10 protein-coding genes are annotated in these 13,115 nt (G+C 60.0%); 5 read left to right on the plus strand and 5 right to left on the minus strand.

Annotation, left to right across the window (positions count from 1 at the left end; genetic code table 11):
• Positions 1-520: 520 nt before the first annotated feature.
• The 5 genes from ACOYJL_RS05155 (at position 521) to ACOYJL_RS05175 (ending at position 5,960) form a co-directional block, all read left to right on the plus strand.
• Entirely contained in the window at positions 521-1,087 is a 567-nt protein-coding gene (locus ACOYJL_RS05155; protein WP_433569154.1) for a PTS sugar transporter subunit IIA, read from the plus strand.
• Between the two features lie 194 nt (positions 1,088-1,281).
• Complete coding sequence (locus ACOYJL_RS05160) at positions 1,282-2,373, plus strand: glycerol dehydrogenase (protein WP_433569155.1); 1,092 nt, start codon at positions 1,282-1,284, stop codon at positions 2,371-2,373.
• Between the two features lie 146 nt (positions 2,374-2,519).
• On the plus strand, positions 2,520-3,572 hold the full coding sequence (locus ACOYJL_RS05165; RefSeq protein WP_433569156.1) for a nucleoid-associated protein: 1,053 nt from the start codon (positions 2,520-2,522) through the stop codon (positions 3,570-3,572).
• A 104-nt stretch (positions 3,573-3,676) separates the two neighbouring features.
• Entirely contained in the window at positions 3,677-4,927 is a 1,251-nt protein-coding gene (locus ACOYJL_RS05170; RefSeq protein WP_433569157.1) for a PcsB-like coiled-coil domain-containing protein, read from the plus strand.
• 10 nt (positions 4,928-4,937) lie between these two features.
• Positions 4,938-5,960, plus strand: a complete 1,023-nt coding sequence (locus ACOYJL_RS05175; RefSeq protein ID WP_433569158.1) for a hypothetical protein — start codon at positions 4,938-4,940, stop codon at positions 5,958-5,960.
• A 115-nt stretch (positions 5,961-6,075) separates the two neighbouring features.
• Here ACOYJL_RS05175 and ACOYJL_RS05180 read toward each other — a convergent pair whose 3' ends face one another.
• The 5 genes from ACOYJL_RS05180 to ACOYJL_RS05200 form a co-directional block, all read right to left on the minus strand.
• The gene (locus ACOYJL_RS05180; RefSeq protein ID WP_433569159.1) at positions 6,076-7,506 is read right to left on the minus strand and encodes a Sapep family Mn(2+)-dependent dipeptidase; all 1,431 of its coding nucleotides are present in this window, start codon (positions 7,504-7,506) and stop codon (positions 6,076-6,078) included.
• Positions 7,507-7,594: 88 nt separating this feature from the next.
• A complete protein-coding gene (locus ACOYJL_RS05185; protein ID WP_433569160.1) occupies positions 7,595-9,112 on the minus strand; it encodes a C69 family dipeptidase in 1,518 nt (505 codons plus the stop codon).
• 454 nt (positions 9,113-9,566) lie between these two features.
• A complete protein-coding gene (locus ACOYJL_RS05190) occupies positions 9,567-10,913 on the minus strand; it encodes an ATP-binding protein (RefSeq protein WP_433569161.1) in 1,347 nt (448 codons plus the stop codon).
• The gene (locus tag ACOYJL_RS05195; protein ID WP_433569162.1) at positions 10,910-12,316 is read right to left on the minus strand and encodes a GHKL domain-containing protein; all 1,407 of its coding nucleotides are present in this window, start codon (positions 12,314-12,316) and stop codon (positions 10,910-10,912) included. Before ACOYJL_RS05195 ends, ACOYJL_RS05190 begins: the two co-directional genes overlap by 4 nt.
• Entirely contained in the window at positions 12,316-13,029 is a 714-nt protein-coding gene (locus ACOYJL_RS05200) for a LytR/AlgR family response regulator transcription factor (protein ID WP_433569163.1), read from the minus strand. Before ACOYJL_RS05200 ends, ACOYJL_RS05195 begins: the two co-directional genes overlap by 1 nt.
• Positions 13,030-13,115 lie beyond the last annotated feature (86 nt).

A 13,115-nucleotide genomic window follows, 5' to 3' on the forward strand; every position in this document is an offset into this window, starting at 1 on the left:
ATCCCTCGCAAGTCTAAGGTCGAGCAGGTGGCACCGCGTATTTGCTGCACGTGGCAGCTAGCAATAATCGGGCAGGCGGTTTTATGGTCGGCGATGAACCGGCACCGTTTGCTTCAAACGTTGGACGATAAGGACACCTCAACAGAACGGAGTTCGAGCTTCCGTTTGAAGCGTCGCAGACGTGCGACAGACCTGTAACCTACGTCGCATCCCACGAGGGAGCGACCTCCTCTAAGGGGGAGAGTCCAAAGTTCTAAGTAGTGGCGGGCGCCCGAGCGGGCGCCCGCCTTTTTTGTTTCCGTTGCTTGAAGGCCCTCAAAGGGGATTCATTTGCTTTCCTCCCAGCTTACGTCTGCCGTTTTCAGTCGCCCGCCCGTTCTATGTCGATTCAATCCATCAAATATTTGCGCACCGTCTTCTGTATGATGGGGGAGCGGGCTGCAGCTAGGCGGCCCTAGGGGATAGGGGATGGACGATAGCGGCAATGATCGTCCAGCAGTTGTTCTACGGAGGATTGCTCATGGGACTGATTGACAGGATACGCGCTACGTTCTACTCGGATGAGGGCACGCCCGTGCCCAAGAAGGCAAGCTTCAAGACTTCGGCAGACACCGTCTACGCACCTGTGTCAGGTCTTCTCGTTAAGCTCGCTGACGTTCGTGACGAAGCTGTCTCGAGCGGTCTTCTCGGCTCTGGCTGTGGCATTGTGCCTGGCGGCTCAACCACGGTTTACTCTCCTGTCTCTGGCAGGGTTTCTTCCACCTCGGTCTCCAACCATGCGATTGGCATTACGACTCCGGATGACATCGAGGTTTTGATCCATATTGGCATCGACACCGTAAACATGAACGGTCGAGGCTTCACGCGCTTTGTCGAGGAGAATGACGAGGTCAAGGCCGGCGATCCGTTGGTTCACTTTGACCCCGAGGCCATCAAGGCCGCTGGCTACGATGACATTGTGGTCGTTGTCGTTTCCAATGACGATGCCTTTGACGGCGTGGACGTTGTCGCAAATTCCGGGACCACCGTCGGGGGCCTTCCTCTTGTCAAGATTGGCGACCCGCTTTTGGGGGTCACGCGCAAATAACCTTTCGTACTAGTGCAGCGCCACTTCGTTTGCGCCGGCAAGAGAGCGACTCTTGTCGGCGCCGCTTTTTTGTTCGGCGACTGTCAAGTTAATCCTATTTGAACGTAATTATTCTTGATTGGCATTAATAAAACGTCATAGAGATGGGAAAAAACTTTAAGGCTTGGCAATTTCCATCGATGAAAGGACTAACAGTGGCGCGCATTTTCATCTCTCCGTCCAAGTACGTTCAGGGCCCCGGCGAGCTCCACAAGCTTGGCGGCTATGCAAAGAATTACGGCAAGAAGGCCCTGGTCATCATCTCCGCCGGCGGTCTCAAGCGCTCAGGCGACACCATCGACGCCAGCTTTGCCGACGCGGGAGTCGAGAAAGTCTATGACAAGTTCAACGGCGAGTGCTCGCAGGATGAGATTGACCGCCTTGTTGGCGTCTACAAGGACGCTGGCACTGACGTCGTGATCGGCGTTGGCGGCGGCAAGATCTTTGATACTGCCAAGGCCGTGGCAGCTAGTGTTGACGCTCCCGTTCTGATCGTGCCCACCATCGCCGCAACGGATGCACCCTGCTCCGCCCTTTCTGTGGTCTATACCCCAGAAGGTCAGTTCAAGGAGTATCAGTACTTCAAGCAGAACCCGAACCTCGTGCTCATGGACACTGAGGTTATCTGCAAGAGCCCGGTGCGCCTGACCGTATCAGGCATGGGCGACGCTCTTGCCACTTACTTCGAGGCCCGCGCATGCAAGCGCTCCGACGCCACCACATGCGCTGGCGACAAGGTTACGGGTGCCGCCATGGCGCTGGCCCGCCTGTGCTACGAGACGCTGATGACTGACGGAGTGGAGGCCAAGATTGCCCTCGAGGCCGGCGTTTGCACCGAATCCGTCGAGAAGATCATCGAGGCCAACACGCTGCTCTCCGGCCTGGGCTTTGAGTCCGCCGGTCTTGCTGGCGCCCACGCCATTCACAATGGTATGACCGCCATGCCCGAGACCCACGCGTTCTACCACGGCGAGAAGGTCGCGTTCGGAACCCTTACACAGCTCGTGCTCGAGGATGCCGACGAGTTCAACGACGTCCTCAACTTCTGCCTGGAGGTCGGTCTTCCCGTGACGTTCGAGCAGCTGGGCGTCAAGGACAAGAGCTACGACCGCGTGCTCGAGGTGGCCAAGCTCGCCTGCGCGCCCAACGACTCCATGGGCAACATGCCCTTCGAGGTCACGCCCGAGAAGCTCGCCAATGCGATGCTTGCGGCGGATGCCTTCGGACACGAGGCGCTTGGCGAGTAAGCGTCAGCAATAACAATCAAGCGAAGCCTGCGGGCGTCCCGGCATCCTGCCGGGACGCCCTTCTCGTCTTTGGTTGCCAGCCTCGCATTCTTGGTCTCGTGCGCTATCATTCCGTCGCAGCAACTAAGAGAAAGCGACGGTGAGCAATGCTTCGCATCAGCAACGCGATTCTTCACGTGTTTGACTTCGAGAGCGGATCCACGTACTTCTCGGAGCGCGAGCTCGACCTGGACAATCGCCAGGCCCACTCCTATGTCACCCGGCGCCTGCGCCGCGTGCTGAACAACGCCGAGAGCAAGCACGGAGAGTTCTCGCCCGACAGCGACTTTATGGGCGGGCTTAAGGAGTACCTGTTGGGGCAGGTCCCCTTCGTTGACTTCTCGACGCAGATTGCGCAGTGGTTCTGGGAGGAGCTGCGCCGTGCCGAGGACCTTGAGCAGTGCGACCTCCTTGTTGCCGACTTTGTCGACACGGGCGACATGCGCGCCAGCAAGGACACGAGCGACGAGGACGTTGACGCAGCGTTCGAGGGGGAGGGGTCGCGCAAGTTTGCCGTGGTGCTTCTGCCGCGCAAGCAGACCTTCATCCACGAGGTAGACGCGGACGGAAACGAGATCGTGCGCGTTGACTCCACGCTCCCAAGCCCCACGCAGAAGGTCGACTCGTACGTGGTGATCGACGCCGAGACCATGGTCATCGACTTCCACGACAAGGAGCGCAGCGTAGCAGGGGAGGGCAAGCTCATCATTCCCGAGCTCTTCTTGCAGTGCACCCAAACCGCCTCGAGCCACGAGGTTGTCAACGAGGTGACTGACATCGTGGCGGACGTGGCGGAAGAGGCGGGGCTGACTCCGGCTGTAGAGATTTCGCGCGCAAAGGCGGCGCTCGCGAAGCGCGCGGATACCGACGAGGCCATCGTCCCCGCGGAGGTTGGGCGTGAGGTCTTTGAGGACCGACCCGAGCTGGCCGAGCGCTACGAGGAGCGCGCCCGCCAGCGCCAGCTTCCCGAAGAGGTGCCCATGCGGCGCGGGGTGGCCAATCGGCTGACAAAGATGCATCGCATCAAGACCGACACGGGCGTCGAGATCTCGTTCCCGTCAGAGCTTACCGACCGTCCGGGCTACATCGAGTTTTCGCGCGAGACCGATGGCAGCATTTCAATTACCATAAAGAACGTTGCAAGAATCGAGAATCGCTAGCGCCTCTCAGAGAGGTTGCGGCAGACCAATGGATTTTGTTGCCCTTTTCTCGTAATCAGTTACCATAGCTCTACGAATCGAAGCTTAACCGCACTGGAGGCCTGATGCAGAACAGTTCTAGAAATCAGGGTGAGGAGGAATACGAAGCCGCAGGTAGCGGTCGTTCCATCACTCGTAGGGATGCGTTCAGGTTCATAGCGGGCGGCGCAGGAGCTGGGCTTTTCGCTTTGGCCACGCCGCTGACTGCCTTTGCAACCTCACAGAGCGACATCGACTCCGCCCAGGCTGAGGCGGATGCGGCTCAGTCCGAGCTCGACAGCATTACAAGCGAGGTAGAGTCAATTTCTTCTCAGCTTTCTGACACCACTGACCAAATTGACTCCGTATCGTCGCAGATCTCTTCGCTGCAGGCCGACATCGACCAGAAGCAGGCCGACATCGAAGACATGCAAGATCAGATCGACGAGAAGCAGCAAGAGATCGAGGCGGATCAAGAGGTGCTCGCCAAGCGCATGTCCTCCGCCTTCAAGGCGGGCAACGCTGGGGTCATCGACATCTTGCTGTCGTCCACGACCTTTGAGGAGTTCACCTCGAACGTCGCCTTCCTCGATCGCCTGACGGAGTCTGACAACGAGATGATTCAAACCGTCAAGGGATTGCAGGAAGAGCTGAAGGCTCAGCAGGAGGAGCTTGAGAACGAAAAGCAGGAGCTCGAGACCCAGAAGAGCGATCTCGAGTCGCAGCAGACTGAGCTTGAAAACCTGAAGGCCGACCAGCAAAGCCAGCTTGCCGACGTTCAGTCAAAGCAGGCAGAGGCCGAGCAGCTGGTCGAGCAGCTGAATTCCGAGGTTCAAGACCTCATCTCCCAGCGCAATGCCGAGCTTCTCGCCGCTCAGGAGGCCGCGCGCCAAGTTCGTGAGACAACGTCGTCCGGCGGTACCACCTCTTCGCCGTCTATTGAGTCTGGCGCGTCGGGCTCGCAGGCGGCCGTGGTGAGCGCTGCATACAGCACGCCTTCCGTAGGGGCTGGCTACTGCGCTGCATGGGTTTCCAACGTCTTTAGAAATGCTGGCATCGGCAGCTTTTCGGGCAATGCGTGCGACATGTATTGGGCATATTGCACGAGCTCCGACCAGTCTGCAATCCAGACGGGCATGATTGTTGCCGTGCCGACTGAGCCCTATAGCGCCGCGGCCATTCTTTATGGTCACATTGGCATCTACGTGGGCAACGGCACCGTGCGCCACAGCGCGAGCGGCGTCGTCAAGTCGCAGAGCCTCAGCTCTTGGATCAGCGAATTTGGCGTCACCTCCACCCCAAGGTGGGGCTGGCTGGGCGGCGTCGTGCTGGCGTAAGGCTCGTCGAATGGCTCAGGCAGACACAACGGAGGTCAACAATCGAGAAGGCGAGCGCGAGGTTACCCCAAGTGATGGGGACCTCACGCAGTCTATCCCTCGTACGCCCGCGCAGGAGGCCTTGAAGTACGTTTCAGTCGTGATGGCGATTCTCGGCGGTCTGGTTCTTCTCGCAGGCGTCCTGCTGCTCTTTGCTGTGGTCACGCTTGGCGTCTCGGGCACCGAGGAGCGCCTTGCCATTGCGGGGGTCGAGCTTTCTGGCTGGTCTCCCCTGGACCTTTCCCTTGTGACGCTTTCGTCGGCGGTGCTTCTTTTAATCACCGCGCGCCTGGGTCTTGCCGCGTCTAGAGACGCGAGTCGCGTGGAGGCGTACCGGTTTCTCTGCTATTTCGTGGGCCTCGTTCTGCTCGTTGTTATCGTGTGGAGCTGGGGCGCGGGAACGATTCTGATTTTCAACCCAATCGTGCTTTTGAGCACGGTCACCTACGTCGTCGTCTGCTCTTCGCTCGGCGACCTCGTGAAGAAGGAGCACGACGAGGGGATGCGTGGCCTCTCCTACACGCTTACTGGCGCGCAGCGCGCGCTGAAGCTCCTCTCTGAGGTGCTTGTCGTCTCGGCAACACTTAACGCCGTGGTGGCGCTTGTCATTTGGTATGCGCTTTCGCAGCTTGACCCGTCGTCCTCGGTTGCCATGGCTGACGTCACGAGCACGGCTGGCGAGCTTACGGTGCCCACGCTTGCAAACGGCCTTGTGTCTGCTGCCGTCAACCTAGTCGTGGGGCTTTTGGGCGTGCGCGGAGCAAACCAGCCCAAGAAGATCGGCCCCTTCCTTGTTGCCTCGGTGATTGGCCTTGCTTCGGGCGTGGCGCAGCTTCTGGGCAACGTGGCCGCGGTGGGCGGCTTTGGCAGCCTGAAGACGAGCGCGCTCACCGACCTTTTGTTCTATGGGGCGTGCCTGTACCTGTCGCTCAAGATTCGAAAGCAGCCCGTCAAGGATGAGGCCGAGGAGGGTCTTGGCGCTGCTGGCGAATAGCGATGAGCGGGGTAACCCTCCAACATGGCTCGACACGAATCAGGCGCCTGCCCTTGCTCGACGGCATGGGCAGGCGCCTTTTTCGGCAAGCGTGCTATGGAGCCTCCTTTGGGCGCTACTCTCCCAAGCTCAGGCGCATCAAGCGCGCAATTGAGACGATGTAGATCTTGAGGGCAACCTTGAGGTCTGCTTCGGCAACGCCCTCGTCGGGACCGTGCTCCATGCCAACCCAGGAGGGAACGGGATTGGCGGGCTCGTGCGGGCCGAATGCGCAGGCGCGCTTGAAGTGGCGCGCATAGGTGCCGCCGCCGATGCACATGGCCTTGGCCTGGCGGCCGGTGTACTCGCTGTAGGTGGAGAGCAGCGTCGAGATCTCGGGGGAGTCGGGGCTGATGTAGAACGGCACCGAGTCGCTGACGTCGCCAAACGTGGCGCCGTACAACTCGGCGACCTTCGAGAGCTTGTCCGCTATGGCGTCGCCCGTCGTGGAGGTGGGATAGCGCGAGTCGATGGTTTGAACAAAGCGATTGCCTGTGGTGCGCACCGTCCCTGCAATCAGCGTGAGCGGTCCGAACTTATCATCCGAGCTCGCGACGCCAAGCGTGGTGCCGTCATAGTCCTCGGTGAGCGTGCGCTCGAGCTCTAGGAACTGACGCTCGCCCTCGCCGCAGACGCCCGCATCAAGAAGATAGCGCGCCAGAAGGCCAATGGCGTTGACGGTGCCCTCGGGAAGCGAGGCGTGGCCGCCCTTGCCCGTCGCAACCACGCGCGCGAGTCCGTCGCCCGCGTCCTCGACCGCGATGTTTTCGCGGGCGGGAAGCGTTGCCGCATCGGCGCGCACGAGCGCCGTGGCCTGGCCAGGGATGGCATTGGGAACGGTGCCGCCGTCCAGCTCCACGATCTTCTCGCCAGCAACGGCCGGGGAGGCGAAGCTGCCGGCAATGCGGCCCTTCTCGCCGCAGATCAGCGGGAAGTCGGCGTCGGGGGAGAAGCAGAAGAGAGGCTCGCCATAGCGCTTGAGGTAGACCTCGACGTCTTTCATCTCGGTCTCCTCGTCGTTGCCGATGATGCAGCGCAGCGTGTAGGGCATGCGCTTGCCCGTGCGCTCGGCCTCGAGGGCAAAGAAGTGAGCCGCCCAAAGCGAGATGGTCAGAGGGCCCTTGTCGTCAATCACGCCGCGGCCGAGAAGGTAGCCGTCACGGCGCGTGACCTCGAGCGGGTTGACGGTCCAGCCAAGACCAATTGGCACGACGTCAGAGTGTGCAATCGTGGCAAGGCAGCCCTCGGACTCGCCGGGAACGTCGCCAAAGCCAAGGTAGCCATCGACGTCGGTCACCTCAAGCCCAAGGCGCTCGGCGATTTTCTCGGCTTGGACCAGCGCCTCGTTTGACTTGGGGCCAAAGGGCTTGCCTGGCTCGGCGGCAGTGGGGTCAAAGACTGACTCGATTCTGACGAGCGAGCGGATGTCGGCGATAACGTCCTCCCAGACCTCGTCCACGTACGCGTCGACGCGCTGCTTGAGCTCTGCGTCGTTCTGCTGTTCCATGCATTCCTCCAATGTCTGATGAATGGCGTGTTCTATCTTAAGGACTTTACGCCGCCTGGCACGACAGGGTTTTCACGCTGGGCCGGCCTTACGCGTCGGAGCGAGAGAAGTGGTTCTTCATGGACATGCTGCGAACGTAGAGAACCTTGCCCAACAGCTCGTCGGTCTTCTCGCGCGCGAGGTCGGCCATGCGCTGGTTTGCCGCCTCGAGCACTGCCGTCGCATTCTTGCCGGTAAGGCCTTCACCTGCAAGCTTGGCGTCGGTTTCGGAGACGATCTTGTGCCCGAGCGAACCAAGCTCAAGCTGGTAGGCCTCGATTGCGCCGGCACAGTCGGCAAAATCGGCGTCCGCCATGGCAGCAATGAGGCGGTTCGCCCAGTAGAAGCTGTCGGTCGAGACCTGCTTGGGGTTGGTGTCGCGCAGGTAGGCGGGGGTATCGTCCACGTTTGCATAGAAGGGGACGATAGCGTTGAAGGCGTTGGAGCCGAAGCTGATCCATTGGAGAGCCCTTCCTGCCTCGGCGCCGTAGGGACGCAGCTGCAGCACGGAAAGCTGCGAGTTGCGGTTGATGCCGATTGGGCGAAGCGAGCCTCGAAGCGCTGGGTCCCCGCCCTTGCCGTAGGGGTCGTATGGAGTGCCCTGGTAGTGAAGCGACAGTACGTACTTGACGTCCTCGATGGTCAGCTTGCGCTCGGGGATGCGTGCCCAAGGGAGCTCGTCCGAAAACGGGCTCATGTCAGAGCGGGGATTGTCCCAGTCCTCGGCGTGCGGGTTCAAGAAGCGCTGCATGGCCCAGGCGCGAGGGGTGTTGTAGACATGGTCCTCGTCGGAATGGCTGCCGAAGGCCTCGCGCGGGTTAAAGCGCTTGGCGTGACCGTCGAGGGTCAGGTCGAGGTGATGGGCGGCCATGAACTCCCCAAGGTCGGCGGAGCACATGTACTTGATCTGCTCGCCCGCGGCGTCGGACAGGTCAAACTCGTCGATGCCTAGCTGGTTGGGCATCGTGACATAGCAGTTGTCTGGCACGCGACGGGCAATCCAGTGGTGGCCGCCAATCGTCTCCATCCACCAGATCTCGTCGGGGTCAGAGAAAGCGATGGCGTTCATCTCGTAGGTGCCATAGCGTTCAAGCAGCTCTCCCATGCGGCGCACACCGTCGCGAGCGGAAGTCATATAGGGAAGAACGAGCGTGACCATGTCTTCCTCGCCGATTCCGCCAGGCTGCTCGGGCTCGTAGCCGTCCTCGCCGGGCTTTCCCTTTGCGGGACGATAGACGACCATGGGGTCAGCGCCCAAGACGCGCTCGTTCGAGGTAATCGTCTCGGTGGCGCTCATGGCAACGCCACGTGCGGATACGCCTGCCTCTTCCCAGAGCCCTTCCTTGAGGTCGGCGTTGGGGACGGCGGTGTAACGAACGCCCTCGCTTTCCGGTAGGGGAATCGTCAAGTGCGAGATGACGCTGGTGTAGCTGCTGCGGCCGGCGGGGTCAACGCTCACAAAACGCTTGGGGCAGAACTCGCCGTTGCTGGAGTCCTCGTTTCTCGCAATGATGGTTGACCCATCGTAGCTGGCCTTTTTGCCAATCAGGATGGTAGTGCAGGGCATGGAGCCTCCTCGGTTGATCGTGACACACGCCCACCATCATAGACGCCAATCAAACAGGGGTGCTTGGCGGGTTGTTTGTAAAGCCCCGCGGAGTTTACGCCCCGCGGGATCGTTTGCGGCATTCGGCGAGGTCTCTCGGGCACGAGTTGGCGCTGTTTGCGACTTTGAATGCGCCAAAGTTCCCCTAGTTACACATTTCTAGAGCTTTTTGCACCGAAACCTCCTTATTCACACTGAGGTTTAGGGAAGACAAAAGTAGCGAGTCTAGATATTGCTGTAGAGCAAAGTCACTGCCACAAGATATGGTACCGACCAACTCGCTGCTACTGGATGGACCCTGCAAGCCCATTGTAACTAAGGCGACTTCGGTGCAGAAATCAAACAATTTGTGTAACTAAGCGCAGTTCAGCGCAGATCAATCATGGCTTTGGCTTGCACTGCGCCTAATGGGCTCCTATTCCGGAATCGGAATGAGCGCGTTCATATGGAAGATGTCGCCGTCCGTACTAAAGGTGACGGTTCCGCCATAGCGCTCGGCAACGTCGCGCATCGAGCGCGTTCCCAGGCCGTGGCCCTTGGGGTCTTCGGCTGTTGTTTGGGGAAGACCGTCAATCATATGGACGTCTCCCGTGTAATAGTTCTCCACATTGATGCTTGCCAGGTCGCCTGACCTGCGAACAACCAGGCCGATGGCATGCTTTTCGGGGTCTTTTACCTTGGTGACTGCGTCGAGCGCATTGTCGATTGCATTGCCTATCAGCGAGTACACGTCCTCTTCGCTCATAAACGAGAGGGCTCCGCCGTCGGCGACGCTCGAGAGCGTGACGCCCTCTTGCTCGCAGACGAGGCCCTTTAGAAGCAGAAGCGCGTCAAGGGCCTCATTCCCAGTCTTTACGCGAACGCCTGGAAGCCGAGTTGCGCTCACGAGCCTGTCGACGGTTGCGGCGTCCGCGCCGCCGTCGGCTATGGCGTCGCTTACCTGCTTGCGAAGCGATTCCAGACGAGCATTCACAGCATTGATGCTCTGCCGCACCAGGCGATAGTTGCGCTTCTGGTCATCGCCAATGCGCTTGAGGGTGGCGACATTGGTTTCAAGCGAGCGCGTGTAGAGCATCTCGAATTGCATGGCCAGAGCCGTCACGCACACGATGTCATGCACCAGGCGAAGCACCAAGACAAGAGGGAGTGCCAGCCCGTTTGTGTAGAGCGTCTTGTTCTCAATATCGAAGAAGATGGCAATGAGGATGACCAGCGCGAACATTAAGAGCATCTTTCGGTCTTCGATTTCAACCAGTCCACCGCGGCGGATGGGTCCTCCAAAGAGATAAGCGCAGATGGGATAGACGACTACAACCCCTAGGATGTTCAGCGGAATGAAGAGCGGGCTTGCCATGCTCGTCCCGGTGCCCTCAAGAATCATGAAGCAGTAGTAGGTAAGCGAGCTTGCCAGATTTTGGATGGTATAGGCTGCAGTCGAACAGAAGATGGCCGTCCAGAGCGAGACGTGGCTGCAGACGAGCGTCATCCCAACCATCATGGCAAGGATGACCACAAAGTCGAGCCCCTCGAGCAGCAATGAAACGGACCGGGGCTTGAATACCGACTGCACCATCAAGTTTCTGTAGAGGAAGAACGAAACTGCGCCGATTGCCGCAGCGCAGAGCGCAAAGCGGAGCACGAAGCGAGAGCGCCGAGGCAATACGGCCTCGAACATCAGCGCGGCGAGGCAAAGCTGAACGGTGATGGTGATGGACAGGAGATATGACGCGCTCGTAAAGGCTGCATAGACGCTCTGGCTCATCGCGCGCCCCCTTTTGCTTGCCGCGCGCCGTCTTCCACGGATGCCCCGGCTCCATTGCCGGGCACGTTGACGTTCGGCACCCCTTCCGGTATCGGGAGGATTGCATCCAGGCGAAAGAGGTCGCCCTCGACGCTCGTGGTGACCGACCCCCCGTAGCGCTCGGCGATGGCACGCATGTGACGCATGCCGTAGCCTCGGCCAACGGTCTTGTCCCCTCGCCTAATGCGCCGATCGATTGCGGGATTGCTTTCGTAATAGTTCTCAACGTGCGCGACGACCATCCCGCCAACGCGCTTGACGGTCACGTCAATAACGCGATGGTCGATCGACCTGAGCTTCTGCACGGCCTCGATGGCGTTGTCGATTGCGTCGCCAAAGAGCGAGTAGACGTCAGCGGGCTCCATGAAGTCAAGCGCGCCGCCATCGGCAACGCAGCCAAGCGCAATGTCGTGCTGCTCGCAGACGAGCCCCTTCTCGGTGAGCACCGTGTCGAGAGCGTCGTTTCCGGTGACGTAGCTCGAGTCGTAGATGTTCAGGCTCTCCATGAGGTCCCGGAGCTCGTCAGGCCCCACGAAGCCAAGCGCGTCAAGGTCGTGCAGGCGGTGGCGGATATCATGCATCTTTACGTTGATTGCGCTCGCGCTGGCCTGCGATATGGCATAGCTTTTCGCCTCGTCGGCGCGCGCCCGGTCAAGGGTCGCGATGTACGTCTTGAGAGACACGTTGTAGAACAGCTCATACTCGCAGCACAGAAGGTAGACGCAGCAGATGCCATGGACCGCGCGCAGAACCAGGCAGTCAAAGAGGGCCACGCCAAGAGAGGGGAGCGCCTTGTTTACGATGTCAAACGCAATGAGAGCCAAAAGCAGGGCGGAGATTCCCGCAACCATCGCCCGGTTCTCGATGCCTGCTGTTGCAAGGCGCGAAAGCGGCCGCGCCACGAGCACGTAGAAGATGGCGTAGATTCCGACGGTCATCAAGAGCGCGGCTACAAAAAACTCCCCGGTCCACTCGCTCTCGCCGACCCTGCCAAGGAGCAGCGCAACAAGCCCGATGACGCTGCTTGCGAGGTTTTCTATCGTGTAGCCTGCGGTAGCAAGGGCAACTGCCGCCCAGCCGTCCACGTCGTAAAGCGCATAGAGGGCAGCTGCGGATAGAAAGAGCACTGCCGAGAAGAACAGAAGCTCTGTCAGGGACCTTGCCGGCAGCTCCATGAGCTGCGGATGCGCGACAAATCCCACCCAAGCGGAAAGGGCGGTCAAGGCGAGGGCCGCCGCAATGACGACGGCAATCCTTGTCGCGAAGCGCCCGCGGCGGGGGAGCGACCACGTCACGAGAAGCATGGCGCAGACGAACTGCGCCAGCGTGAAAAGCGACTCAGAGAAGTCGGCGTTCGCTGGCATCAAATGCTCCCGCCGAGATACTTGGCAATCTTGTCTATGGCAGCATGCCGTTTCGAGCGGCTGAAGTAGTAGACGTCGCCTGTCGTGGTGTGGACCTCGGATCCCTTGACGGTGCGCACGTATGCCATGTTGAGAAGGCAGCTGTTTGAGATGCGCACGAACGGCGCGTCGACGAGCTCGTCCTCGACCTTCGAGAGGCTTCCCCTCACGACGATGGGGTCCTCGTCTCCCGCCAGGTGGTATACGAGGCTGTGGTTAGAGATCTCGACAGCAACGAGCTCGGATGTCAGGATTACTCGAAGCCCGTCATGGGCGCTCACCACGATGCTCTTTCCGGCGCTGCGCTTGATGACGCGCATTGCCTTGTCCATGCGCATCTTGAAGTTGTAATACGAGACGGGCTTCAGCACGAAGTCAAGCGCGTCCACCTCGTAGCCACGCACGGCGTACTGCGCGAGATTGGTTACAAAAATGATAGGCGTCTCGGGGTCATAGGTGCGGATGAGCGTTGCCGCCTCCATGCCATTGATACCAGGAAGCCCAATGTCCATGAAGATCAGGTCGTATTTGGTGCTGTCGGTAGAGATGTCCAGCGCTGTACGGGTCCAAGTTATCTGGAACTCAAGTTTGTTCTCGCGAGCATAGCGTTCAAGGCTGTGGCGCAATGAGTCGGCCTCCGCCTCGTCGTCCTCTACCATCAGAATGCGATACATCCCATTCCTTTCCGATTTCCCTTTGCTTATGGTAAGCGAAGCGAGGCGAGAGCGAGCTGGCGCGGCTGCCGCAGCGGCTTGCATTC

The sequence above is a fragment of the Tractidigestivibacter sp. genome (assembly GCF_050946515.1).
In the GTDB taxonomy this organism is placed as follows: domain Bacteria; phylum Actinomycetota; class Coriobacteriia; order Coriobacteriales; family Atopobiaceae; genus Tractidigestivibacter.

Coding starts and splice junctions, on each gene's coding strand:
- ACOYJL_RS05200 (WP_433569163.1), bottom strand. CDS start 13,029: ATGTATCGCATTCTGATGGTAGAGGACGACGAGGCGGAGGCCGACTCA.
- ACOYJL_RS05195 (WP_433569162.1), bottom strand. CDS start 12,316: ATGCCAGCGAACGCCGACTTCTCTGAGTCGCTTTTCACGCTGGCGCAG.
- ACOYJL_RS05170 (WP_433569157.1), top strand. CDS start 3,677: ATGCAGAACAGTTCTAGAAATCAGGGTGAGGAGGAATACGAAGCCGCA.
- ACOYJL_RS05165 (WP_433569156.1), top strand. CDS start 2,520: ATGCTTCGCATCAGCAACGCGATTCTTCACGTGTTTGACTTCGAGAGC.
- ACOYJL_RS05185 (WP_433569160.1), bottom strand. CDS start 9,112: ATGCCCTGCACTACCATCCTGATTGGCAAAAAGGCCAGCTACGATGGG.
- ACOYJL_RS05180 (WP_433569159.1), bottom strand. CDS start 7,506: ATGGAACAGCAGAACGACGCAGAGCTCAAGCAGCGCGTCGACGCGTAC.
- ACOYJL_RS05190 (WP_433569161.1), bottom strand. CDS start 10,913: ATGAGCCAGAGCGTCTATGCAGCCTTTACGAGCGCGTCATATCTCCTG.
- ACOYJL_RS05175 (WP_433569158.1), top strand. CDS start 4,938: ATGGCTCAGGCAGACACAACGGAGGTCAACAATCGAGAAGGCGAGCGC.
- ACOYJL_RS05155 (WP_433569154.1), top strand. CDS start 521: ATGGGACTGATTGACAGGATACGCGCTACGTTCTACTCGGATGAGGGC.